Annotated in this window: 23 protein-coding genes and 3 pseudogenes; 10 read left to right on the top strand and 16 right to left on the bottom strand. The window is 63.6% G+C overall.

What is annotated here, in order from left to right; all coding sequences use genetic code 11:
• The 7 genes and pseudogenes from AC5Y2L_RS03280 to AC5Y2L_RS03250 form a co-directional block, all read left to right on the top strand.
• Entirely contained in the window at nt 1-1,194 is a 1,194-nt protein-coding gene (locus AC5Y2L_RS03280; protein WP_499934635.1) for a virulence factor Mce family protein, read from the top strand.
• Nucleotides 1,188-2,807, top strand: coding sequence for an MCE family protein (locus AC5Y2L_RS03275; RefSeq protein WP_499934316.1), 1,620 nt, complete (start codon nt 1,188-1,190; stop codon nt 2,805-2,807). The genes AC5Y2L_RS03280 and AC5Y2L_RS03275 overlap by 7 nt, the downstream gene beginning before the upstream one ends.
• 518 nt (nt 2,808-3,325) lie before the next feature.
• Nucleotides 3,326-3,802: pseudogene (locus tag AC5Y2L_RS03270) on the top strand (Rv1363c family protein); the annotation flags it as partial.
• A complete protein-coding gene (locus tag AC5Y2L_RS03265; protein ID WP_499934317.1) occupies nt 3,799-4,776 on the top strand; it encodes an RDD family protein in 978 nt (325 codons plus the stop codon). The pseudogene AC5Y2L_RS03270 and the gene AC5Y2L_RS03265, both read left to right, overlap by 4 nt.
• Entirely contained in the window at nt 4,773-5,330 is a 558-nt protein-coding gene (locus tag AC5Y2L_RS03260) for an Rv1363c family protein (protein WP_499934319.1), read from the top strand. The genes AC5Y2L_RS03265 and AC5Y2L_RS03260 overlap by 4 nt, the downstream gene beginning before the upstream one ends.
• Nucleotides 5,297-6,046, top strand: coding sequence for a mammalian cell entry protein (locus AC5Y2L_RS03255; RefSeq protein WP_499934320.1), 750 nt, complete (start codon nt 5,297-5,299; stop codon nt 6,044-6,046). Before AC5Y2L_RS03260 ends, AC5Y2L_RS03255 begins: the two co-directional genes overlap by 34 nt.
• Before the next feature lie 13 nt (nt 6,047-6,059).
• A pseudogene (locus AC5Y2L_RS03250) lies at nt 6,060-6,395 on the top strand (DUF1275 family protein); the annotation flags it as partial.
• Between the two features lie 159 nt (nt 6,396-6,554).
• Here the strand turns inward: AC5Y2L_RS03250 and AC5Y2L_RS03245 are convergent.
• The 5 genes from AC5Y2L_RS03245 to AC5Y2L_RS03225 all read right to left on the bottom strand — a co-directional run bounded on the left by AC5Y2L_RS03245 (nt 6,555) and on the right by AC5Y2L_RS03225 (nt 9,419).
• The gene (locus tag AC5Y2L_RS03245) at nt 6,555-7,496 is read right to left on the bottom strand and encodes an NAD-dependent epimerase/dehydratase family protein (RefSeq protein ID WP_499934322.1); all 942 of its coding nucleotides are present in this window, start codon (nt 7,494-7,496) and stop codon (nt 6,555-6,557) included.
• Nucleotides 7,497-7,709: 213 nt separating this feature from the next.
• Nucleotides 7,710-7,937 carry a hypothetical protein gene (locus AC5Y2L_RS03240; RefSeq protein ID WP_499934323.1) on the bottom strand — a complete coding sequence of 76 codons (228 nt, stop codon included), beginning with the start codon at nt 7,935-7,937 and terminating at the stop codon, nt 7,710-7,712.
• Between the two features lie 121 nt (nt 7,938-8,058).
• On the bottom strand, nt 8,059-8,535 hold the full coding sequence (locus AC5Y2L_RS03235) for an STAS domain-containing protein (protein ID WP_499934325.1): 477 nt from the start codon (nt 8,533-8,535) through the stop codon (nt 8,059-8,061).
• Between the two features lie 27 nt (nt 8,536-8,562).
• Nucleotides 8,563-8,826, bottom strand: a complete 264-nt coding sequence (locus AC5Y2L_RS03230) for a hypothetical protein (RefSeq protein ID WP_499934326.1) — start codon at nt 8,824-8,826, stop codon at nt 8,563-8,565.
• A 20-nt stretch (nt 8,827-8,846) separates the two neighbouring features.
• Nucleotides 8,847-9,419: an LGFP repeat-containing protein gene (locus tag AC5Y2L_RS03225; protein ID WP_499934328.1), complete on the bottom strand. Its 573-nt coding sequence runs from the start codon at nt 9,417-9,419 to the stop codon at nt 8,847-8,849.
• 193 nt (nt 9,420-9,612) lie between these two features.
• Between AC5Y2L_RS03225 and AC5Y2L_RS03220 the strand changes: the two genes are divergently transcribed.
• Complete coding sequence (locus AC5Y2L_RS03220; protein ID WP_499934329.1) at nt 9,613-10,350, top strand: TetR/AcrR family transcriptional regulator; 738 nt, start codon at nt 9,613-9,615, stop codon at nt 10,348-10,350.
• A gap of 61 nt (nt 10,351-10,411) precedes the next feature.
• Here the strand turns inward: AC5Y2L_RS03220 and AC5Y2L_RS03215 are convergent, their stop codons facing one another.
• On the bottom strand, nt 10,412-11,101 hold the full coding sequence (locus tag AC5Y2L_RS03215; RefSeq protein ID WP_499934331.1) for a type 1 glutamine amidotransferase domain-containing protein: 690 nt from the start codon (nt 11,099-11,101) through the stop codon (nt 10,412-10,414).
• 202 nt (nt 11,102-11,303) lie between these two features.
• On the opposite strand from AC5Y2L_RS03215, the gene AC5Y2L_RS03210 reads away from it, so the two are divergent.
• Nucleotides 11,304-12,143: an oxidoreductase gene (locus AC5Y2L_RS03210; protein WP_499934333.1), complete on the top strand. Its 840-nt coding sequence runs from the start codon at nt 11,304-11,306 to the stop codon at nt 12,141-12,143.
• Between the two features lie 158 nt (nt 12,144-12,301).
• Here the strand turns inward: AC5Y2L_RS03210 and AC5Y2L_RS03205 are convergent, their stop codons facing one another.
• The 10 genes and pseudogenes from AC5Y2L_RS03205 to AC5Y2L_RS03160 form a co-directional block, all read right to left on the bottom strand.
• Nucleotides 12,302-13,387: a phosphodiester glycosidase family protein gene (locus AC5Y2L_RS03205; RefSeq protein WP_499934637.1), complete on the bottom strand. Its 1,086-nt coding sequence runs from the start codon at nt 13,385-13,387 to the stop codon at nt 12,302-12,304.
• A 233-nt stretch (nt 13,388-13,620) separates the two neighbouring features.
• Nucleotides 13,621-15,012, bottom strand: a complete 1,392-nt coding sequence (locus AC5Y2L_RS03200; protein WP_499934334.1) for a YhgE/Pip domain-containing protein — start codon at nt 15,010-15,012, stop codon at nt 13,621-13,623.
• A 52-nt stretch (nt 15,013-15,064) separates the two neighbouring features.
• Nucleotides 15,065-15,775 (bottom strand): pirin family protein, encoded by a 711-nt coding sequence (locus AC5Y2L_RS03195; protein WP_499934336.1) that lies wholly within the window; start codon nt 15,773-15,775, stop codon nt 15,065-15,067.
• Between the two features lie 41 nt (nt 15,776-15,816).
• A complete protein-coding gene (locus AC5Y2L_RS03190) occupies nt 15,817-17,301 on the bottom strand; it encodes a flavin-containing monooxygenase (RefSeq protein ID WP_499934337.1) in 1,485 nt (494 codons plus the stop codon).
• A 65-nt stretch (nt 17,302-17,366) separates the two neighbouring features.
• The gene (locus AC5Y2L_RS03185; protein WP_499934338.1) at nt 17,367-17,879 is read right to left on the bottom strand and encodes a GNAT family N-acetyltransferase; all 513 of its coding nucleotides are present in this window, start codon (nt 17,877-17,879) and stop codon (nt 17,367-17,369) included.
• 103 nt (nt 17,880-17,982) lie between these two features.
• Nucleotides 17,983-20,208 (bottom strand): serine/threonine-protein kinase, encoded by a 2,226-nt coding sequence (locus AC5Y2L_RS03180; RefSeq protein ID WP_499934340.1) that lies wholly within the window; start codon nt 20,206-20,208, stop codon nt 17,983-17,985.
• Between the two features lie 210 nt (nt 20,209-20,418).
• A pseudogene (locus tag AC5Y2L_RS03175) lies at nt 20,419-20,697 on the bottom strand (response regulator transcription factor); the annotation flags it as partial.
• A gap of 59 nt (nt 20,698-20,756) precedes the next feature.
• On the bottom strand, nt 20,757-21,959 hold the full coding sequence (locus AC5Y2L_RS03170) for a sensor histidine kinase (protein WP_499934342.1): 1,203 nt from the start codon (nt 21,957-21,959) through the stop codon (nt 20,757-20,759).
• Nucleotides 21,960-22,196: 237 nt separating this feature from the next.
• A complete protein-coding gene (locus AC5Y2L_RS03165) occupies nt 22,197-22,658 on the bottom strand; it encodes a hypothetical protein (RefSeq protein ID WP_499934344.1) in 462 nt (153 codons plus the stop codon).
• 105 nt (nt 22,659-22,763) lie between these two features.
• Nucleotides 22,764-23,870: a sigma-70 family RNA polymerase sigma factor gene (locus tag AC5Y2L_RS03160; RefSeq protein ID WP_499934345.1), complete on the bottom strand. Its 1,107-nt coding sequence runs from the start codon at nt 23,868-23,870 to the stop codon at nt 22,764-22,766.
• Between AC5Y2L_RS03160 and AC5Y2L_RS03155 the strand changes: the two genes are divergently transcribed.
• Nucleotides 23,818-24,657 carry an alpha/beta hydrolase gene (locus AC5Y2L_RS03155; protein WP_499934347.1) on the top strand — a complete coding sequence of 280 codons (840 nt, stop codon included), beginning with the start codon at nt 23,818-23,820 and terminating at the stop codon, nt 24,655-24,657. The two genes, AC5Y2L_RS03160 and AC5Y2L_RS03155, sit on opposite strands and share 53 nt — an antisense overlap.

The raw sequence follows: 24,657 nt of genomic DNA, 5'->3' as shown, positions 1-24,657 counted from the left end.
ATGACGTGCGTGAGCGGGCTGATTCGTCACCGGGCATGGCAGGCACTGGTGCTGCTGGTGGCCGCACTGGTTTTGAGCTCCTGCGGTTGGCACGGCATCGCCAACGTCAGGATTCCGGGTGGTCCGGGCTGCCCTCCTACGTGGACGCTCGGGTGCGACAAGGCGGACGCCTACACGATCTATGTGCAGATGCCCGACACGCTGGCCATCAACGGCAACAGCAAGGTGATGGTCGCCGACGTATTCGTTGGCTCGATCAAAAAGATCGAGCTCAAGAACTGGATCGCCACCTTGACGCTCGGCGTGAGCAAGACCGCCAAGCTGCCCAAGAATGCACTGGCCAGGATCGGCCAGACCAGTTTGCTGGGATCTCAGCACGTGGAGTTGCTGTCACCGCCGAATCCGTCGTCGGAACTGCTCAAGGACGGCGACACCATTCCGCTGAAGAATTCGTCGGCGTTCCCGACGACCGAGCAAACCCTGGCGAGTCTCGCCCTGGTTCTGCGGGGTGGGGGCATCCCGAACCTGGAAACGCTGCAGGACGAGGTTTACAAAATCCTCAACGGGCGGGGTCCGCAGATCCGTGCCTTCCTCGGCAAACTGGACACGTTCACCCGCCAGCTGAACGAGCAGCGCGACGACATCACCCACGCGATCGACTCCACCAACCGCCTGCTGACCTATGTGGGTGGCCGCAACGACGTCCTGGAGCGGACGCTGACCGACATTCCGCCGCTGATCAAGCACTTCGCCGATACGCAGAATCTGCTCATCAACGCGGTGGACTCGGTCGGACGGCTGAGCCAGGTCACCGCACAGTATGTCGGCGAAGCACGCGGACCCCTGCATACCGACCTGCAGGCGCTGGAATGTCCGCTGCGGGAGCTCGGACGCGCGTCGCCGTACCTGATCGGCGCGTTGAAGTTGATCCTCACGCAGCCGTTCGACATCGACAGCGTTCCGAAGGTCATCCGCGGTGACTATATGAACTTGTCGTTGACGTTGGATGTCACCTACAGCGCGGTTGACAACGCGTTCCTGACCGGCACCGGATTGTCCGGCGCCCTGCGCGCGCTCGAGCAGTCCTACGGACGGGATCCAGCGACGATGATTCCCGATGTCCGCTACACGTCGAACCCGAATGACGCCCCCGGTGGGCCACTGGTGGAAAGGGCGGAGAGAGGGCAATGCTAACTCCCTTCATCAGACGCCAGCTGATCCTGTTCGGGGTCATGACCGTGGTCGTGTTGCTCGTGCTGGGGGTGTATTACCTGCGGGTTCCGAGCTTGATGGGTATCGGTCGGTACACCCTCAAGGCCGAGTTGCCGGCATCGGGTGGCCTGTACCCGACGGCCAATGTCACGTATCGCGGCATCACGATCGGCAAGGTCACCTCCGTCGAGCCGACCGAGACCGGCGCCGAAGCAACGATGAGCATCGATAGCGACTACCAGATCCCGCTGGACGCGACCGCGAACGTGCATTCGGTATCAGCGGTCGGTGAGCAATATCTGGACTTGGTGTCAAAGGGTGCTAACCAGGGCAAGTATTTCGCCGATGGAGCGACCCTGCGGCGGACTAACGCGATTTGCCAGGAGGCGGCACGGAAAGCTGGTGTGAAGCCAGAGTGTGAGAACACCGTGCCCGAGGAGATCGGGCCCGCGCTGGACACCGCCAACCGCGGGTTGGCGAAATTGCCCAAGGACAAGATCAGCTCGCTGCTGGATGAGACCGCGCAATCGGTCGGTGGGCTGGGTCCTGCGCTGCAACGGCTCGTCGACGCGACTCAGGCGATCGCCGGTGACTTCAAGAACCAGATCACCGACGTCAACGACATCATTGAGCACTCCGGACCGGTCATCGAGAGTCAGGTGCAGTCGGGTGATGCCATCGAGCGCTGGGCCCGCAACCTGAACAGCCTGGCCAGACAGTCGGCCCAGCGGGACGCGAACGTGCGAAGCATCCTGCGGCAGGCGGCGCCGACCGCCGATCAGGTCAACGAGCTGTTCAGTGACGTCCGGGAGTCGCTGCCGCAGGTGCTGGCGAACCTCGAGGTCGTCATAGAAATGCTCAAGCGCTACAACAAGGGCCTCGAGCAGATTCTGGTAATCCTGCCACAGGGCGCATCCATAGCGCAGACGGTGGGGGCGCCGTTCCCCAACTACGCCGCACTGGACATCGCGCCGTCGATCAACCTGCCGCCGCCGTGTATGACCGGCTTCATCCCGGCCTCCGAATGGCGGTCACCGGCCGACACCAGCGTCGCGCCGCTGCCGAGCGGGACCTACTGCAAGATTCCGATGGAGACCCCGGCCAATGTCGTGCGTGGATCGCGCAACATCCCGTGTGTCGACGTCCCCGGCAAGCGGGCCGCCACACCGCGTGCGTGCCGCGACCCCAATCCGTATGTCCCGCTGGGCACCAACCCCTGGTACGGCGACCCCAACCAGATCCTGACCTGCCCGGCGCCCGCGGCCCGCTGTGACCAGTCCGTACGGCCAGGCATGGTCATCCCGGCGCCGTCGATCAACAACGGCCTGAACCCAGCGCCGGCTGACCGGCTACCACCCGGCGGCCTGACGCCACCCCCGAAGAGTGACCCCTTACAACGGCCTGGTTCGGGTACCGTGCAATGCAACGGACAACAGCCCAACCCGTGTGTCTACACTCCGAGCGGGCCTCCCTCGGCGGTATACAGTCCTCAGAGCGGCGAAGTGGTAGGGCCCGACGGCGTGAAGTACTCCGTCGAAAACTCGACCAAAACAGGAGACGACGGATGGAAGGAGATGCTGGCACCAGCCGGCTGAACCCCACCGACGCGGACGATTCACCTGAATCCGAGGCGAAGGCCGAGGATTCGTCAGAATCCAAGGCTGTACCGAAACAGAAGAACGAGGATTCCGCAGTCAGGCCAGCGATGGTCACGGCGGCGGCGATGTTCGCCTTCATCGTTGCCGGTATGAATATCGTCGCGGGACTTTCACATTTCGTGATCGGCGGCTTCGACAAGCCCGCATTCGGACCCTTGGCCCTGATTTACGGAGTGATAGGCGTCAACCTGGTCTTCGCAGTGGTCATGGTGTTGGGCGGAATCGTCGCGTTACAGGGCACAACCAACAAGCTCCTGGTCTATTCGGCGGTGGCATTGGCCGTTCAGGAAGCACTGCAAACCCTGTTGTCGGCCATTTACCGGTACGCACCTCCGATCATCGGAGCTGTCGGCGTAGCCATCGCGGTGTTCCTGATCTGGAGCCTGATGACCCCGAAGAGTCAAGAATTCTTCGGCGCGCGCGGCGGCAGTGTCGCCGACCGCCGCGCGGTGGTCCTCGCCGGTATCACCGTGCCGCTGCTGGCGCTGGCGGGTGGCCTCGGGGTGGGGGGCTACCTCGCGCTGCGTTCGCATCACCAAAGCCAGGCCATAGCGCGCAACAACGCCGCAGCGCTCAAGGCCGCGATGGACTGCATTGCGGCGACCCAGGCACCGGACATCAATGCGCTGGCCGAGGCCGAGCGGAGGATCGTCGAGTGCGGCACCGACGAGTATCGCTCCCAGGCCCTGATGTACTCGAGCATGCTGATGCAGGCTTATCAAGCCGCTAATGCGCACGTTCAGGTGGTGGACAACCGCGCAGCGGTCGAGCGCGACAATCCCAACGGTTCGGTGAACGTCTTGGTTGCGCTGCGCGTCAGGGTGACCAACAGCACGGCGCAGAACCAGGAAGTGGGTTACCGCCTGCGGGTGACGATGACGCCCACCGAAGGACAGTACAAAGTCTCCAGGGTCGAATCGGTGACGAAGTGACCTTGCTGGTCGAGGAGACTCAGACCACGGTAGCCGCCCCAGAGTCGTCGGAGCGGACTTTGGCGCCCTGGCATCTTCGCGCGGGGGCTTTCGCGATCGACGTCCTGCCGGCGATCGCTGTGGTGGCCACCATGCTGCTCACCTTCTTCACCGTGCCGCTGCACGGCCCGTGGTGGTGGGTGTGTCTTTCCATTGCCGGGGTTGTCTTCCTGCTGATGCTGGTAAACCGGTTGCTGCTGCCCGCGGTCACCGGCTGGAGTCTGGGACGTGCCTGGTGCGGCGTCGCTGTGGTACGCCGCGACGGGAGCGCGCCGGGGGCATGGACGCTGTTGTTGCGCGACTTGGCCCATCTCCTTGACACCGCTTCATTGCTGGTGGGGTGGCTATGGCCGCTGTGGGACTCCAGGCGCCGAACGTTCGCCGACATGTTGGTGCGCACCGAGGTACAGCGCGTCGAACACGACACCCGGCCACGCGATATCGGGCGCTGGACCGCGCTGGTGGTGCTGATCGCGACGGCCATGTGCCTGGGTGGTGCCGGCGTGAGCTATGCGGTCGTGTACGCCCAGGAACGGGCCACCGATCGAACACGCGCGCAGATCGCGGTCGAGGGTCCCAGGATGGTCACGCAGATGCTGACCTACGACCCGAAATCGTTGTCCGACGACTTTGCGCGTGCCCTTTCTCTGGCTACCGACAGATACCGGCCACAGCTTGCCCACGAACAGGATGTGGTGCGAAAGGGTCAGCCGGTCATCAACGAGTACTGGTCGACTGACGCGGCGATTCAATCGGCCGGCCCGGACCGGGCGCAGATGCTGGTGTTCCTCCACGGGCGGCGCGGCGACGGGGCCGAGCAACGCTATATCACTGCCGGCGTTCGAGTGGTCTTCGTCAAGGGCGCGGACCACCGCTGGCGCATCGACGACCTCGTCGTGCTGAGCAAGCCCAAACCGCCGGGGGAGAAAAGGTGAGTCCCCGCCGCAGGTTCCGGCCGAACGAGCGACCACTGCTGGACGCGCAAACGACGCCGTCGCCGCGGCGGCGCTGGAAGTTGCCGCTCGTTGCTACCGTCGCCGTGCTGCTGACCGTCGCGGCGATCACGGCTACCACCTTGATGTTGATCTCCCATGAATCGCATCGGCGCGCGGCGCAGAAGGACCGTGCGGTGCTCAGTTACGTGTCATGGTTCATGGCGGGCTTCACGACCATCGATCCGTATCACGCGAACGATTACGTCGACCGGATATTGGCGCAAGGGACCGGCGAATTCGCCAAGCACTTCCAGGAGACCGCCAACGAGACACTGCTCACGATCGCCCGGGCGGAGCCGACTACCGGCACCGTCGTGGATTCGGGCGTCGAACGGTGGAACGACGATGGCACCGCTACCGTGTTGGTGGCAACCGACGTCACCTCCAAGTCTGCCGACGAAAAGCAGGTGTTCCATAACATCAATCGCTGGACGGCGACCGCTAAGCAGGAAGGGAATCAGTGGAAGATCAGCAGCCTGCAGCAGGTGATCTGACCGTCGACGCGGCTTCTGCAACTGACGTGACCGAGACCGCCGAAGCCGACACCGAACAATCCGAAGCCGACGAAAACACCGTTGCTGCTGACGAATCCGGTGCGGCGCAAGGAGAGGACCGCGAAGAGAAGGCGGCCAAGGGTAAGAAGAAGGCGGCCAAGGACAAGAAGGACCGCGATCCACAGGCACGTCGTCGGATTCGGGAACGCGTCGCCGTCGCTGCCGTATTGGCGACGATCATGCTGCTCGTCGGCTCCGCCGCGTTCGCGGGCACGACCATGCATGCCTACTTGTCCGAACGCGCCACTGTCGCAACGAAACTCAAAGTGGCGATGACCGCGGCCGACGCGATCAGGACGCTGTGGTCCTACACGCCGGAGAACATCGATACTCTCGCCGACCGGGCAGCGAAGTATCTTTCCGGCGACTTCGCGGCGCAATACCGGAAAGTCATGGGCGAGATCGCATCGCCCTACAAACAGCACAAGATCACCAGCACCACCGAAGTCACCGGTGCAGCGGTCGAGTCGCTCAATGTGCCCCATGCCATCGCGATCGTGTACACCAACACGACTTCCAAAAGTGGACTGAAGAAGAATATTCCCGGCCTGATGTACCTGGCCTACCGGGTCAACATGACGCGTGATGATCACGGCCGTTGGCTGGTGACCAGGATGTCGACCGTTACCTACATAAATATGACTCCTCAGATATAGCCGCCCGGCGCCCATGCCCGTCACCTCGCCGGTATCCGAACGGCGGACTGTCACGGCGCTGTTGTTGCTTACGTTTGCCACCGGCCTCGCCGACTCGATCAGCATCCTGGTGCTCGGCCACGTGTTCGTCGCGAACATGACTGGCAACGTGATCTTCCTCGGCTTCTGGTTGGCTCCGAAAACCAGCATCGACCTGACCGCGGTAGTGGTGGCGCTGCCCACCTTCGTCTGCGCGACCATCCTCGCCGGCCGCCTGACCCGGCAATTCGAAGGCCGGACTCGTCGGTGGCTCACCACGGTGTTCGGCTTCGAGATCGTCTTGCTGGTGACGATGTCCGTGCTGGCGGGCTGATCTTCCGCTTCGGCTAGTTGAACGTGGTGACCCGTCTTCGGTTTGCTGCGCTTGCCATTCGAGATGGCGAGTTTGATTCGCGCCTGCTTTAGCAGGCTGCATCGTCTGCCCGACTCGGCTGTGGCCGATGCCCGCACCGGAATGGGGGTTATTCGGTTAGTAATCAGGCTGATTCGGCCGCTGTTTGACCATCGCCGTAATCCCCTCACGGTAGGTAGTGATACCAAAGTCGGGGAATCGAGCGGCGAACTTCGATGAGTCGAAGATATTGTCGACACGATAGCGCGGCATTAGCTCCTCGGCCTCTTTCGCCGAAGCGTTGAACAGACCGCCGATCCTGAAAAGCGCCAGCGGAACAGTGGTGTACGAGAGCTTGTTGCCGGTGATCTCGGAGGCCACCTCGATGATGTCCTGGTATGTCAGACGGTCCGGATCGATTGGCAGATGCCAGGTTTGGCCGTACGCATCGGAGGTGTTGCCAATCAAGCTCAAAGCTCGGCTGGCATCGGGTGTCCATATCAAACTGCGCCGGGTGCGAGCGCTCACTGGCACCAATGGCCGCTTGCCGCGATTGACCCGATCGAATATCAGCGAGTTGGTAAGGCTTTTCGTCTTGCCAGGCCCGTAGAACTCTGGCGCGCGGCAAATCACGGCCTCGATCCGCCCTGCATGCATCTCATCGAGGAGCATTGTCGCGATCTGTGCCCGTACGGCCGACTTCCGCCCGACGGGCTCGAAGGGTGTCCCCTCCACCTGCGGCGCGGAGGTCCGCGGATACATGTAGGTGTTGTCGAAAAACACCAGTTTGCAGTTCTGCTGTTGGCAGGCGGCGATGGTGTTGGCCATCATCACCGGAAAGCGCTGCTCCCAGAGTGCCGAGTCCATGGGAAGCCCCACGGTCAGATACGCGATATCGCTACCTGCTACCGCCGCGACGGTTGCTTCGGCATCGGTCAAGTCGGCCGGGAAGAGCTGGTCGGTCTCGTGGACCTTGCTGGGGTTGCGGCTCACCAGCCGGATGTCCTGGGTGAAGTTGCGGTACAGGTCGCGGGTCAACTCCTCCGCGATCTGGCCGTTGGCCCCGAGTACCGTTTGCATGTGTTCCTCGTTTCGGGTCGGGATTGAGCCATCCCGGGTTTGATCACACCTGTTTTCGTGCCCGGGGGTCGCGTCGCGATCTGGTCGTGAGCGTAAACCCTGATGGCAACACTCTGATCTACGTTAGCCGGAATCACCAGATACGCAGCGGCACCGGGGCTTTCACGCATCGTCCGCGCAACTGATCCGTCCGTCAACGAACGGGAAGGATAATCAGCGGCGGCGGCGGCGTTCGACGTCGAGATCCACCATCCGGGCTTCTTGAGTCTGGCGGCTCGATGAGGCCGGGTGAAGTGCGATGGCGATGGCTATCCGGTCGGCCAGGTCGCTGACGACGTCATCGGTGACATGCAGTTTCGCGGCCTGCCGGCCGATGCGCATCATCTCGGCAACGCGGTCGAGCTGCTCCGAAATGTAGTGGCGCGCAGCACCGCCGGTCACGGCCAGACCGTGGCGCTGTTGAAGAAGTCTGACCAATAGCGCTGCGCGGTCGCCGAGCCAGCCAGAACGCCGTGGCGTCATCATGCCGATGCGCCTTGGCGGCGGTGCTGCTTCGAGATGATCATCGGCGGCGTGATCGTCGGCCAGGCAGCTCGTGCGCCGCGGCCCGGCTTATTGGCGCGTCGGCGACCAGGCGCTGGACGCTCGCGCCGTCGAGTGTGGTGTCCGCGCCCTCGCCCTCGGGTAGGGCGGCGATCGCGGCTTGCACGCTCAAGTACAGGGCTACGTAACGGCTGATGTGTCTGCGGCGCAAACTTCGTTGGCCAGCAACGGAGTCACACACCAGCACTATTGGGACGCCGAGCGCCTGAGGATCCGGCCAACGGATGTTGGCGAACCTCGCCCATGCCGACTCGGCCGCGACCGCTATTCTGCTGACATCGAGGATCAACGCCCGAGGCTCATCTTGCGCGGCCGCGATAACCGCATGCCGCACAAGTTCATACGTGCTGGCGTCCCATACGCCATAGACAGTGAGCACACGACAGCCCGCCACCGCCTTGGCAGAAACCGTCAACCCACTTCGAGCAGTTGCCACGTGAGATCACCACCCCTCGTCGGCGGGCTACTCGGTGGGGCTCGCGAGATCGCTGGTATTAACGAACACCAGGTTGCCGTCGTCGAGTGTGACCGCCCACCGGCGGCTCGCGTTGGCGATATGGTGAGGGCCGACATCAACGCTGTAACCGGCCGCATCGCCGAAATCCTCGACAATGATTCCGCGGGACGGCCCATTGCCGCCGGATCTGATTAGTACCCGGGCGCCCACTGCGAAGGCGGCTGCGGCACCGGAAGGCTGATTCGAGTCGTCGCTATCGCGTTGTTGCACGGCTGGCCCCCCTTGGCGCATTAGCTTTGGGTAACGGTCGCCTCGGCGTCACCGGGCTTCCAGGTGATCGTGCCGTGGGCGAACGTCGACTTCTTCGCGCCATCCGGGGTGTCCTGCTCGTCACTGGTGGGATAGCCGAGCGTGCCCTGCGAACCGCCGAGCTGGTTCCACTTGTCCCGGATCTTGCCCCAAACCACGTAGGCCTGCGTCTTATACACGATCACGCCGCCAGCGAACTGTTGGTACATGCCGCCGTCGGGGTTCTTTTGCTCAGCACCCGTCGGTGCGCCCAGGTCGTTGCGTGACTTGTCGTCGAGCGACTGATACTTGGCGAGGATGGGTCCCTCGACGGTGTACGGCGTGCCGTTGGCACCGGTGATCTGGGTGGTACTCGGCGCCGCGCTCGAGCCGGCGCTGCCCGATGGGCTGGCGGTAGCCGAGGAAATCACCGACGACGCAGCCGAACTCGCCGATTCGCCGGTGCTGGAGGTCTTGTGACCACACCCCGCACCGAGCAGAGCGACCACACCGAGTGCAAGGGGCACCGCGACAATCCGGCCAACCCCCGCGCGCCTACTGCTGTTGTCCACCATTGCACTCCCCCTTGGAACGAATCGACAAGACGGATGTGCACGATCGCCGTTGATCCGCGCACAAGGTTCCGGCGCCCTGCTAGTGGTCCGCCGACTGCACCGTCAAAATCCCCCGAGATGTCTGGTACATCGTGTACCGTGTGTCCTGGGTCACGCTACCTCATGTATCCGATCGTGGGAAGGGGTCTCGCGCATGCCCGCCTGTCCCGACGCCACCGCGCGTGACGGCCGGGCGGCTCGCTGGGCAGGTCAGCGGGAGAAGCGCCGCACCCAGTTCGTGGAGGCCGCCGTCCATGCCATCGCCCGCCACGGCCCACAAACCACCACCGAGCAGATCGCCGAATCCCTTGGTGTGACACGCACCAAGCTGTACCGCTACTTCGATAACGCGTCCGAGCTCAACCAGGCGGTGGCCCGCCGCGCAGGCGACATGCTTTTTGCTGCGCTGGCCGAAGTGTGGAGTCCGATCGGGATTCCCTACCAGATCGTGACCGGCTGGGTGGGCACCTACGTCGGCTGGGTGAGCGAAAACAGCAATCTTTACCGATACGTGATTCGGCACGCGGTTGGCGACGGCACAACCCGCGGCGACGTCGTCACCGACATCAAAACCACCATCGGCACTCACTTCTCGCAGTGGTTCACCGCCTACTGGATGGCCTTCGGCGTCGATCCGCAGCCAGCTCGGCCGCTGGCCTTCGGCATCGTCGGCTTTATGGAGTCGGCTACCACACACTGGTTGGACAACCCCGCACACATCTCCCAGGACGAGCTGATATCCCAACTGGCCCAATGGGTGTGGTGTCTGATTGACAACACCCTTCAGGCTGGCGGTGTGCACCTCGACCCGAACGCACCGCTTGCCGACCCACGCGAGACCACCGCACTCGCGACCGACGCAACTGCCGACACGCGGGGTTCGGTGAGATAACACGAGGATGACAGGGCGAGCAAGAGGGGGCTCCTCGTAGTTAGTTGTGGCTAGTGGCCACTCATCCCGCCAGCACAGACACGACCTTCTTGGCCGTCGCCTTGGCGGACCCCGGATTCTGGCCCGTTACCAGCCGCCCGTCCACGACGACATGCGAAGCAAAGGGAATCAGGCCCTTCTCGTAGAGGGCGCCGCGCTTCTTCATTTCCTCTTCGACGTTGTAGGGCACCAACTTGTTGACCCGGGCCAGCACCTCCTCCGACCAGGCGAACCCGGTCAGCTTGCGCCCGGCGACCAACAGCGATCCGTCCGACAGCTTGGTGTTGAGCAGGCCGCAGTAGCCGTGGCAGACCGACGACACGACTCCACCGCGCTCGAAGATCTCTCGCGTGATGCGTTGCAGGCCTTCACTATCCGGGAAGTCAAACATCACCGCGTGACCGCCGGTGAAGTAGATCGCGTCGAAATCCGCCGAGTCGATCTCATCGGGTGAGGCGGTGTTGGCCAGCAGCGCCATCTTCGCGTCGTCGGCCTTCCAGGCCTTCGCACTCTTGTCGTAGTTCGGAAACTTCAGCGACCGCGGCTCTAGCGGTGAGGGCCCGCCTTTCGGGCTGACGATCGTCTGCTCATAGCCGGCTTCGGCGAAGACGTGATAGGCGTGCGTCAGCTCCGAGAGCCACAGCCCAGTCGGCTCGGACGGATCCTCGTAGTGCGAGACGTTGCTGACGACGTTCAGGATGCGCTTGGTCATCCTCCAAGGATTCCGTGGACGGCCTGCCGGTGCCACCAGTTGGCCACTTTTCACAACTAGTTGGCCATTCGTCACCTGTGGTCCAAGGTGTGCTGGTCGATAGCTTCGGTGCGGTCGACCGCGTTGGAGCATGATGAGAGCAATCAGCGAGACACGGCCACGTGAGGTCCATGTGGGCACTCAACCCGACCAGGAGGAACGAATGTCTGTTGTGCTCATTACCGGTTGTTCGAGCGGAATCGGCGCGGCAACCGCCGCTGACCTCGCAACGCATGGCCACAACGTGTACGCCACCGCGCGACGACCCGAGACCCTGAAATCTTTGGCGGACAAAGGGTGTCACACGCTCGCGCTCGATGTGACTGACGAGCAGTCGATGACCGCCGCGGTCGCTACCGTCCAGAGCGAAGCCGGATCGATCGATGTTCTGGTGAACAATGCCGGCTATTCGCAGTCGGGAGCCGTCGAGTCGATCCCAATCGACAGCATCCGCAGGCAGTTTGAAACAAACGTGTTCGGCCTGATCAGGATGAGCCAACTGGTGCTCCCGGGTATGCGGGACGCGGGCCACGGACGCATCATCAACATCGGGTCGATGGGGGGCAAACTCACCTTTCCTGGCGGCGGCATCTACCACGCGACGAAGTATGCGGTCGAAGCTCTCTCAGATGCGATGCGGTTCGAAGTCCAAGGGTTTGGGGTACAGATTGTGCTCATCGAACCCGGGCTTATCACTACCGGTTTCGCCGATACCGCAGTCGGATCGGTCGGTGACCTGCAGGACGGACCGTACGCGGAATTCAACTCGCGCGTCGGAGCGCTCACGGCCCAGATCTACTCCAGTTCGGTCGCCAAACTCCTCGGCGGCGGTCCGGATTCGGTTGCCAAGGTTGTCCGCAAAGCGGTCGAGGCCAAACGACCGAAGCCGCGCTACACCGTCACTCCCAGCGCAACGCTGGGCATCCTGCAACGCCAGCTGACGCCGGACAAGTTCTGGGACCTGGCGATGCGCACCCAATTCCCGGTCCCCGGTGCCAATTGACTCGGCCAGGTACTGCTCGAAAAGAAATGAACGTATGCGATAGCGCTTAACGGTTTGCCGGATCTCTACCTGGGCACGCCTGTGGCACAATCGGATTGCGCTGTTTAGCCCCGGCCGGCTGGTGGCCGCCGAACGCGAATGCCAACACGGGTCAACTCTTAGTTGAAGGCGAGCCAGCTGGGCAACGCGCGCTCGTGTGAGTCGCAGAGAACCTGCCGGGTGTCGCAGGAGCCCCTCGGCGAACCCGCACCGGCCCACATGCCTCCGGTGTCGCGGCGCAGCACGATTGCCGATGACCCACCCCCGTCGAGCAGGATCGCCGTATCGCTGCCCAGACCGCGGAACAGGTCCTGAATGTTGTCGGGCGTGTAATTGCCGCCCTCGAAGACGTACATCTCGTCGCGCTGCTTCACGTAGGCGAGGGCCGTACGCGCCGCGCTGGGTCCGCCGTCGTGCAGCTGCCCGGTCTTACCCGGAGAGAGCAGCCCGATCCCGGCCACCGCCACGAACCGCTCATTCTTGTTGAGCAGATCCTGGATGACCGGCGTCGCGGCGTCATAGTCCTGGGTGCCCTTGGGCCGCAACACATATGGCGCGCCACCGGCGGGCAGGATCATCGTCGTCAACGACGTCCAGCTCTCACCCCCGCCGGACAGTCCCTGCTTGCCGGGATAGGCGACGGTTCCCGTCACGGCCTGGTTGGCCCGACCCTGGCCGTGGGTATTGTCCACGAAGGCGCCCAGCGGTGAACTGCAGCCGGTCGACCGCCACGTGCCGCCCTTCTGCGGTCGCACGTCGAAGAAATTCGCGTTGATCGCGATCGTCGGTTGGCCCATGCGCTGCCATGCCTGCAGCGGCGCGTAGGTTTCCGACGCCTGCCATAGCCCCTCATTGGTTCGGGCGCCTGGGTTGTTCTCGCAGCGCGCTTGATCGCCCTGGTGCGTGTCAACCAGAAGGTGTGGCTGAAGCCGTTGTGAAGCACCCTTGATGACCATCAGATGGCCGCCGTTGTTCATCTCGGACCAGCGGCCATCGCCGCTGAGCATCGGCGCCGGGTGACCGGGGCCGAAGTTGTACACCAGGTATGAGCCCTTGGTGCTGGCGATCGCGCTCTCGAGCATCTCCCGGCCGTCGGCCGCGCGGGCCACCGGCTGGCCGGTGGTGGTGGCCAGCGTCGCGCACACAGCCGCTGCTGCGCAGCAAGCGGCCAGCCGGCGCAGGCCGGCGTGTGGTGTGCGCACGATTGCCCCTTCGGCCCGGACCCGATATCAACATCAAAGCATTAGTCACAGCCGTCACACTGTCAACTTTGGTAACAGGCCCGCGACACTTGGGCCGCATTGCGGCGTCAGCACGCTTTCATCGTGAGCTGACGGCGTTGAGAGTGAGCATGCGGCGGGAATCCACGCGCGGTGCCGGCCTGGATTCACGCCCGAAGCCAACGATTCACACGCAACGGCCAGGATTCACACGGAGACTACGTTTGTGGGCTTTCGGGTTCCGGCGCGCTATTCGGCTCGCCCGCCGGCTCAGTCTCGGGCGTGCGTTTGCTTTCCCGCGCTTGATGCTGTGCTTGGTGCGCCTCGGCAATCGCCAGCCCGACCGCACCCGGAATCCGGTGAAAGCCGCTGCGGTCGTAGATGCGCGTGACGATGCCACCGAGCAGCAACCCGATGACCAGGCCGATGGACGTCATCAGCAGCGCCTGGGACAGACCGGCATCCGCGTGGCCGTTGAGATACAGCAGCGACCGCGCACCCAAGAAGACCTGGTGCATCGGTTCGAATTCCGCGAGCCAGCGGAAGAAGCTCGGCACCGCTTCCAGGGGAACCGTCGCACCCGCGGACGGTAGCCCCAGGATCACAAAGACCAGCATGCTGAACAGCAGGCCCATCGAGCCCAGCACCGCGATCAAGGAGCTGGACGTGATACCCACCGCGCTGATGGCGAACACGCCGTAGAGCCACAATTGCCAGCCGCGGTCGATGGGCATGCCCAGCCCGTGGGCTATCGCCAAGTAGACCGCGGAGGTGAGCAAGCCCAGCAGCACCATCAATCCCCACTTGACCAGTAGGGTGCGGAATCGCGAGATGCTGATCAGCTCGGCAAAGCGATAGACGGGCCCGTACTCGGCCGGTACATAGCCGAGCATCGAATCCACCAGCGTGCTGACCACGATGCTGCCGGTAAAGCCCGCCAGTAGCAGCAACAGCGCGTAGTAGAAGGCCGACAGCCCGTTGCCGGTGCCATTGGGCAGCGGGTTGTACACCGCGGATTTGATGTCGATAGGGCTGGCCAGCCCCAACGCCGCCGCGCCGGACAGTGGGGTGCCACCGGTCTGCGCCGCAACCTCCTCCGAAAGATATTGGCCCACTTGGCCATTGGCTTTGACCATGGCTTGAGACAGGGTCTGTCCGGCGATACTCGAGCCCAAGGTGCCGGCTCGTTGGTTGGTGAAGATCGTGACCGACGGCCGAGTCGGGCGGGTGGGCGCCACCGAGCTCTCGCCGAACTCGCGAAGATTCGTCGAGAAGTTCACCGGGATGAACAGTTCGCCGTAGACCTTCGCGGTGTCCATCAGCCGCTTCGCCTCATCCGGCCGCACCACCCGCACGTCGAATTTGTTCTTGTCCAACCCCGCAGTCAGGCCGTCGACAATCTTTGCGCCCGCAGGACCGGCGTCCTGGTTGACGATGGCTATCGGGAAATGGCGCAGGTTGGTCGTCGGGTTCAGGATGCCGCCCAGGTACAGGGCGCACAGGGCCGACATCAGGGCCAGCGTGATCACGATCGGCGCGCCCCAGAACCGCACTGTCCGTATTGCCTTCAGCGGGTTGGGCGCCGCGTGCCGCGGCTGTGTTTGAGGCATGCGGGCTCCTCTCTGTCGCGCCCACTCTATGTGGTGCTATCGACGAGCGGTGCTACCGACCGAGCGTGGCATGCATCTCCCACACCAGTACTTCGGCGGGGTCGGTGGCGGTCAGCCGACGGCCGTCCTCGTCGTTCAGCCGCACAGCGTCGCCTTCGGCGAGTTCGCCAACCTCTTCCAGCGTGACGCGGCCGCGCGCGACGAACAGGTGCAGATACCGAGCCGCGGGCAGGTTGACCTCGCCACCCGGCTGCAACCGGGCCCCATGCAGAGCGGCGCTGCGGTTGTGCAGGCTGATGGCCGCGTCGTGCCCAGGGATGCCGGAGGCGATCGTCACCAGGCCACCGGTCAGCACATCTTGAATCTCCTGCTGCTGATAGCTTGGGTCGATTCCGGTCTGGTCCGGTGTCACCCACATCTGCACGAAATGCACTGGCTCAGTTGACGAGGCATTCTTTTCGGAATGCAGGATTCCGCTCCCCGCCGACATGCGTTGGGCCAGGCCAGGGTAGACCACGCCGCGATTGCCAACGGAATCCTGATGGGTGAGTTCACCCTGCAGCACCCAGGTTACGATCTCGGTGTCCCGATGCGGGTGTGTATCGAAACCCGTTGCAGGCGCGACGATGTCGTCGTTGTTCACCAGCAGCACGCCATGATGGGTGTTGTCGGGGTCGTAATAGTCGCCGAACGAAAAGGAATGCCTGGACGTCAGCCATGACGTCGTGGTGACTGCGCGGTCGGCCGCCCGTCGTATCTGCACAGGTTCTATTTTCCATGCCGAAGGTTGTCTATCTTCGGTGATCAGGCGAATTGGTAGTCGCTCAACGGGAATCGAGAAGCTTCGGCAATCGCATTATGGGTGGACGTGGGCCGCAACAGCGTGGCCTCGCCGCTGTGATTGAAGTAATAGGACCGCGACGTGGCGCAGTCCCCGCCGTAAAACACCGAGTTGTCGAGCAGTTCGGTCACGCGATTGAGGAAGCGTGCGTTGGCTTCCTCGGTCACTTCGAAGGTGTGGGCGCCACGGCGCTGGACCTCGCCGAACAGCCGTGCCATAAGCCGCATCTCGCGCTCGATCGTGTCGAAGTAGGACAATCCGCTGTACGAGTAAGGGCCGGCCAGGTTCAGGAAGTTCGGGAAGCACGGCATCGACACGCCTTGGTAGGCTTGGAATTTGGTTTCGCGCCACCACTTTCCGAGGTTACGGCCGTCGCGACCGATGACCTCGATTGCCGGGAAGTTGGCGTCCCACAGATCGAAACCGGTGGCCAGCACCAGCGTGTCGATCTGCCTCTTACGCCCATCGGCGGTCACAATGCCGTCCGGCTCGATGCGCTCGATGCCGGCGGTTTCCAGATGGACAGAGGGCTTGGTGAACGTGCGGTAATAGGTGTTCGAGAACGTCGGGCGCTTGCAGCCGAAGTCGTAATCCGGCGTGAGTTTTCGGCGCAACTCTTTGTCGCGGATCGATGCGAACCGGAGCATCTTCGACATATAAGCGGCGGCCATGTTGAGGCTACGGAACTGCCGGTAGTGCAGCACCGCGGAGATCAGCATCAGCTCGAGGACATTGTCGGTGACATACCGAAACGCCCTTTGCAGCTGTGGAATTCGTGCGAATGCTTGTCGCAGCAGCGTGGGGATTCGAAAGTCGATTTTGGGCACGACGTAGATTGCGGTGCGCTGGTACACCGTCAAGTCGGCGACGCGCTTGGCCAGTTCCGGGACGAGTTGCACCGCGGTGGCACCGGTGCCGATGAGGCCGACGCGGCGACCGGCCAGGTCGTAACTGTGGTCCCAGGCGGTGGAGTGGATGATGCGGCCGTTGAAGTGGGCGATACCCCGGATCTCGGGGGTATGCGGCTGCGAAAGGAACCCGGTCGCGGCGATGAGGAACCGCGCCGACAGCGTTTCGCCGCCGGCCACCGTCACTTGCCAGAGCTGAAGTTCTTCGTCCCACCGGGCGCTCTCGACGGTGGTGTTGAACCGCATGTGACGGCGCACGTCGTACTTGTCGGCGACGCTATCGGCGTATTTCTTGAGCTCCTGGCCGGGCGCGAACAGCCGCGACCAATTCGGATTGGGCTCGAACCAGTAGGAGTACGTGGTCGACGGGATGTCGACGGCCAGACCCGGATACCTGTTGACGTGCCACGTTCCGCCGAGGTCGTTTTCCCGTTCCAAGATGACGAAGTTCTGGTAGCCCAGCCATTTGAGCTGGATCGCTGCGCCCATGCCGCCGAAACCAGCACCCACGACGATCACGTCCAACGGCTCCGATGCCATACGAAGACGGTACCTCAGGTACTGGGTACTTTGTCGAGCCGTCGGGTGACGTCCCTCGTCATGCGCTAGCAGGTGATCCAGAATCGCTGAACCGAACGCCCGTCCTCGGCCGCTGCGTCGTCGGTCCGCACCCCGCCGTTCGCCTTGATGACGGATGCCGAGGCGACATTGTGCTCATCGCAGGTCACCAGCACTGCATCAATTCCCATGTCCCGACAGATCGCGATGGCTTGTCGCAGCATCTGCGTCGCATACCCTTTTCGGCGTTCGGACCGGCGGACGCTGAAGCCGATGTGACCGCCCTCGAGAAGTAGCGCGTCGGTCAATCGATGCCGAATGTTCACGATGCCGACAAGCCGATTATCGGATTCCCTGACCGCCAAATATGTCGTCGCTGGAACCATTCCGACGGGGACGGTCATTTCATTCTCGAAAGCACGGACATGGCGAAGCCATTCCTCGAAGCTGGCCGCCCTACTCAGCGAACCTGCGCCATGCAACGTGTCCCCATGGCGAATGAATTCGTCTCGGTAGGCCATGATGGCGGCTGCAAACTCCTCGCTCGGTTTCACGAGCACCAAGCCATCGTGTCCACTGCGATCCATCTCGGCCCCTGTCCGACGCGGCGCTGTCGTAACTGTATGTAGCTGTCTCGGCTTGTCGTCCGAGCGCGACACTTCCTTACGCGGCGTTGACCAGGATCGAGTATTGGGCCGCGGCACGCCGGCCGGCGTCCTTTTCCTCGTCGCTCCAGACCAGCGCGAGGTATCGCCCGTAGGACACCAAACATTGGAAGCGGCTGTTCGCGTTGTCGGCCCAGATGGCTTGCTTTTGCTCGTAGCATCGAGCGCTCGGGAGCCCGTCGGGCGTGGCCACGTCGTGATCGACGTATTCTTGCCTGTCTGCGTCGAGCAGTTTAGGCAACAAGATGTTTGCCGACCCCTCATCTTTAGCGCGCAAAAGCAGGCTGTCCTTGCTAAAGGAGCACCGGTCGACACCGGCCTTCTTCAGCAATCCGTCCTTGAGGCCCTGCCCGTCCCAACACAGGATGGCCGCTCGTGGACCCATGCTCCCGAACTCTCTGGATACCTTCGGCGGATCTCCTGCGACAAGAATTCGACTGAGCATGTTGTCCGGATCGAGCGGCAGCGAAGTGAGCCCGTATTCGGAGGTTGGGATGAGCTTGGCGACCAGGGGCGCTTGCAGGTCAAAGGTGCGTTTGATCCGCTGCACCAAGTAGTCGAAATTCTTTTGTGTACTGCTGCCGGTGGAGATGGTTGCAACAACCTTGCCCGAGGCCATAGTCGCCGCTACTGCAGCCCAATTCGGGCGATAATGCGCCTTGGCGTGCGGGTATCCGGGGATGTCGATGTGCCGGTTTTCCGAGTTGGAATTGAAGTCGATATCGTCTATCTCGGCTGCGGCCCGTGTGGCGGTGTCCTCGTTGGGAAAAGTTGCCAGCATGATTGCCAGTCGGTCTCCGGATTGATCACGTACAGACTCTGGGATGCGCTTTGAGAAGCCCTGGACAAAATAGGCGGTGATCATGCCGTACTTTTCCAGGACTGGCGCGATGATCGGAAGGTTGTTGCCGGCAATCAATTCGGCCGCCCTGTTTCGGTCCGACGTCGGAATGCCTTCGAGGTAATCGAATTGGGCGTCGACGTCGAAGGGATTTGCAATGCCCTCGGCGAGGCGAAACGCCTCGAGATACGCGCCCTCCTCTTTGGTTGTCGGGCCCGGCACAGGCCGTGGTCTCGTGTTGTAGTGTCCGACGTCCAATCTGGGATCGATAGTCGGTGTCTGCGCGGATCTGCTGCTGTGTTTCTCAGTCAGCTGCCAGATGCCAATTCCCGCCGCCAGGGCGACGACAAGGATTAATGCCGCACCAATCAACATCCACCGGCCCTTGCTTCCACGTTTGGCCATGGGTGGTGGCCACGGATGTCCTGCCGGGTGGCCGACGTGGCCAGGATGGCCGCCGGGGGGACCGTACGCCGTCGTGGACGGAGGGGGCGCAGCGTTAGGCGTCGTGGTTGCCGCGGCGGCCGGCACCTTGACGCCGGCCGTCGAGCCCAAGGCGACGGCTGCCTCCGCCGCTCGGGCAAACTCGCCGCAGGAGGGATAGCGCTCTTCTGGGCTCTTGGCCATCCCGCGCGCGATCACGTCGTCCAGTTGCGGCGGTACCCTCGTGCGCAAACTGGCTCGTGGAACCGGCTGGGTCAAATGCGCGGCCACCAGGCTTGCCCGGTCGCCGGAAAACGGCGGCGATCCGGTGAGAGCTTCGAACAACACGCACGCCAGCGCGTAGGTGTCGACGCTGTGCGTCACCTTGGTCTCGTCGCCGGCAAACCGTTCCGGCGCCATGTAAGTCCACGTCCCCAACATCTCGCCCACCTGCGTCAACTTCTGCTCGGAGGCGGCGTTGGCAATCCCGAAATCCGCCAGATAGGCGAAGTCGTCGGCCGTGATCAAAATGTTTCCCGGCTTCACATCGCGATGCAGCACCCCCGCGGCGTGGGCCGCATCGAGTGCCGACCCGACCTGGCGTATCACCGATACCGCCTTGGCCGGCGGCAGCGGTCCCGAGCGCTTCAGCATGGTGTCCAAGTCGATACCGTCGATCAGCCGCATGTCGACGTAAAGCTGCCCGTCGATCTCGCCGGCGGAATGAACCGGCACCACGTGCGGATCCCGCAGGCGGCCGGCAATCCGCGCTTCGCGCTGCAGTCGCTGTCGATAATCCGGGACCTGCGCGTAGGTTCCCGATATCAGCTTCAATGCCACGACTCGGTCCATGACGGTGTCATGAGCTTCATACACGGTTCCCATGCCGCCGCTGCCGATCAACCGCTTGAGTAGGTAGGGCCCGAATTGCGTCCCAATTTGCCGGCCGGTGTCACTCACTGCCGCTCTCCTGCGTTGGGCTGTAGGGGCATCTTAAACCGCTGGTCCCTCCGCCGAGCCCAAATGCTGGGGGCCGCACCGGCGCACCGTGTCCGACACCGCCGAAGGGGCCGCCCTGGCTCACGCCGTCATAAGGATAATCCCTGCATTCGGCAGCCATCGGCCAAACCCGTTGCACGCCAACTTGACCCGACCCCTACCCGCCGCGCCCTAGTCGAGCAGGCCCAACGAGATGGCAGTGGTTACCGCGGCGGTACGATCGCAAACACCGAGCTTGTTGAACGTCCGCAGCAAATGGGTCTTCACCGTCGTCGCCTCGCTGATGTGTAGCGCGCTTCCGATTTGCGCGTTGGTCTTGCCCTTAGCGACGAACGTCAGCACCTCGATCTCCCGGGCCGACAACGCCGGGACTGCGGGTTGACGCACCCAACGCACCAATCGGTCAGCGACCGAGGGCGCCAGAACGGTCTTGCCACGCGCCGCGTCGCTGAGCATTCCCCGAAAGCCCTCACGGACCACCGGATGATCATCGACCAGCATCACCGTCGTCACTTCGAAACCTCGATTTCGATAGTCACGCCGCCGCCGGGCGTGCCTGCCACGGTCATGCTGCCACCGACCTGTGCGACTCGCGCCCGCATCCCGCGCAGGCCGAACCCGTCGCGGTGCTCACTGTCCAGGCCGATCCCGTTGTCCTGCAACGATAATCGGACCCCGTCGGCGGTGGCCGAGAGCTGCACACACACCGTGCTGGCCCGCGAGTGTTTGCAGATGTTGGCGAACGCCTCCTGGGTGGCGCGCAACAGCACCACATTGGTCGCCATTCCCAGCGCTGGCAGGCCGTCGTCGACCGACATGGTCACCGCCATTCCGGTTTCTGCGGTCAGTTGGTCACACTGGCGCCGGATCGCGGCGGCCAACGAACCCTCGCCGAGGGCCGTTGGCGTCAGCCCCGCCACGATCACCCGCGCCTCGGCGAGGTTTGCCCGCGCCGTCGTCTGAATCAGCTCGAGGTGGCGATTGGCCGCGGCCGGGTCAGCGTGCAGCTCCGCCTCGACCGCCTGGGACAGCGCCACGATGCTGGTGAACCCTTGCGCCAGCGTGTCGTGAATCTCCCTGGACAGCCGCTCGCGTTCCGCGGCGGCGCCGGCCTGGCGCGACAAGCGCTCCGTTTCGGTGCGGCTGGCGGCCAGTTCTTTGACCATCGCCGCCATTTGGGCGCGTTGTCGCGTGGCGGTGGCGCCAAGCGTGCCGATCACCGACGCCGCGATCATCGCGATCAGTGTCACCCCGGCCGCCAGCGCAACGTTTTGCGACGCCGGTCGTCCGAGGATGATCACAATGAACAGCGGTGTGATGGTCAGCGCGATCGTCACCATGACTGCGGCCCGCATGGGCAGCGACGCGTAGATGATGGGATAGACCGCGGGCACCGCGGCCATCCCCAGCGGCACCGCCGCAATGGTCACTGGCGAGAACGACAACGCCACCAATGACAGCACCGCCATGACAGCCACGAAAATCCATGTCTGCCAAGTAGATTGGCCTGATCGAAGCATCGGACGCCCGATGGTGAATAAGCAGACCATCATGAGGGCCATCGCCGACGCGACCACTGTCGCGTTTCCGGCCCGGTTGTTCCACAGCAGTACCGCCGCGATCGTCGCCAGGCAGATACCGACGACGTAAAGCTCCCATGCCCAATGCCACTCACCGGCGGCGCGAGGCTTGTGTGGATCTGCGGCGCCCATACGCGATGCTAACTCCGAACCTGGTGACGGTGGACCTGTTCGGCGCTGACGCCAGCTGTCGTCATCAGGGCTGTTTTCGTACCAGTTCGATCTGGTCCGGACTTCCGGCATCGAACCAATAGTGGTGGAACTGATCGGTTTTCGGGTCGCCTGCCGAACGCAACCGGTGCGCAATTGGGGGTCTCATACCGTGGTGTTGCCGGTTCGGGCCCGGTGCGAACACGCACGGCGGTCCAGTCACGCGGCCGTCTGCAAAGACATATCGCGCATCGACACATCGCTCGGCGTGGCCGACCACTCGTTGATGGATGCGGACGACGTCGACGATCCGGCTCGCACCCAGAGCACCAGCTCAGGGATCAGGATGAGGGCGCCAACGCAAGCGACGGGTATCGCAAGGAGCCGCCGGTGCGCCACCGCGTCCTTGCACTGGTCGACGTAGTTACTCGCGGTCCGAGCAGCGGTCGTCGCGCCGGCCGTTGCAAACTGAGGATCCTGCGGGTCATGCCCCTGATCGTCCACGGTCGCCTGCAGTAACTCGGCGCGATACCCGTTTCCGCAGGAAAGTTGGATGCCCCACTGGTCGTATGTTTTGAGATGCACCGGAAGGCAGAGCAGGACCAGGCCACCGCACAACAGAAATGTGCCGATCAGCATGTCCACCCAACCGCGGGTAATCACCTTGGCTGCTTCGTCCACGTCCTGATCCTCCGCCGCTCGCCCGCTCCTGCGCGACGACCGGACGGCTGAATCCAGGTGTCCACCGAACGGTGGACAGCAAAGCGGCGGTGTCCGCTTACGGCGTCAAAGCGAACTGGGCAAGCCGAACTTCGCGAACAGGCTGTCGTCCAGGAACGCAACCACATGCGACACACCGTCGGCGGTCATGTCGAGCACGTGCAACTGAAAGGGCACATGCACGTCGCCCTGGCGCATATACATAGCGGCGGCGGGTTGTCCGTTGGCGATCAACGGCAGCATGCGCATATCACCGGCAGACTCGGCCGGGCACTGCTGGTGAATGAGCGTGACGATGGATTGCGGACCCTGGTACCAGCCGATGTACGGCGGCATTTCCCAGATGGCCTCACTGGTGAACATCTCCACCAGCCGATCGATGTCGTAGGTTTCGAACGCCGCGATGTAGCGGCCCAGCCGATCGCGCGCCTCGGCGGAATCCGGCGCTATTAGCCGATCGTCCGCGCTGGGCCCGACGGCCTCCAACTGAGACCGGGCCCGCTGCAAAAGGCTGTTGACGGCGACGGTGGTAGTGCCGATGGCGTCGGCCACCTCGGCGGCCTTCCATTGCAGCACGTCGCGCAGCAGCAGGACCGCCCGCTGGCGCGGTGAAAGGTGCTGCAGCGCAGCAACAAACGCGAGCCGCACGGACTCCCTTGAGTCGGCAATCACCGATGGGTCTGCGGGATCGGCCACCAAGTCCGGCAACGGCTCCAGCCAGGGCACCTCGGCGCGTTCCACCAACTCCGCCGTCGGCTCCGAGCTGGAGGTGCCCAGCCCGGTCGGCAACGGACGGCGCTGCCGGCCCTCCAGCGCGGTCAGGCAGGTATTGGTCGCGATGCGATGCAGCCAGGTCCGCAGCGACGACTTGCCCTCGAAACGGCCGTAGGCCTTCCAGGCGCGCAGAAATGTCTCCTGCACCAGATCCTCCGCGTCGTGCAGCGACCCGGTCATCCGATAGCAATGTGCGAGCAGTTCCCGACGGTAGGGCTCGGCATGGGTGGAGAAGTCCGCGTCAGAACTTTCTGAACCTTCCAGGAGGGTACTCACGCGACCGAGCCTACGCAGCGCGGCTGACATACCGCACGGGCAGGCTGCGGTGTCTCGTAAGCTGCCGGTAATGACTACCAACCGCACGGAACGGAATTTCGACGGTGTCGGCGGCGTGCGCATCGTTTACGACGTCTGGACCCCGGCGACGCCGCCGAAGGCGGTGGTGGTGCTGGCGCATGGGCTTGGCGAGCATGCGCGGCGCTACGACCACGTCACCCAGCGCTTCGGCGAAGCCGGCTTGGTCACCTATGCCCTGGACCATCGTGGGCATGGCCGCTCCGGCGGCAAGCGGGTGGTAGTTCGGGATATCGCCGAGTTCACTGCGGACTACGACACCTTGGTCGGTATGGCCAAGCGCGAGCATCCAGGCCTGAAATGCATTGTGCTGGGGCACAGCATGGGTGGTGGGATCGTGTTCGCCTACGGCGTCGAACGCCCGGACAACTACGACTTGATGGTGCTGTCGGCGCCGGCGGTGGCGGCTCAGGACCTGGTGAACCCGCTGGTGGCGTTGGCGGCCAAGGGGCTCGGGGTCCTGGTGCCCGGTCTGCCGGTGCAGGAACTCGACTTCACCGCCATTTCACGCGACCCGGAGGTGGTGTCGGCGTACGTGAACGATCCGCTGGTGTACCACGGGAAGGTGCCCGCCGGTCTAGGTCGCGCGCTGCTGCAGGTCGGTGAGACGATGCCCCGGCGGGCCCCGGCCTTGACGGCGCCGCTGCTGGTGGTGCACGGCACCGCCGACCGGCTGATTCCCGTCGACGGCAGTCGCCGGCTGATCGAATGCGTGGGGTCCAGCGACGTCGAATTGAAGGAATATCCCGGCCTTTACCACGAAGTGTTCAACGAGCCGGAGCGCGATCAGGTACTCGACGACGTGGTTACCTGGATCGTCAAGCGGCTGTGA

It is taken from the genome of Mycobacterium sp. NGS66 (assembly GCF_059812225.1).
This window is presented reverse-complemented; position numbering and strand designations above follow the sequence as displayed.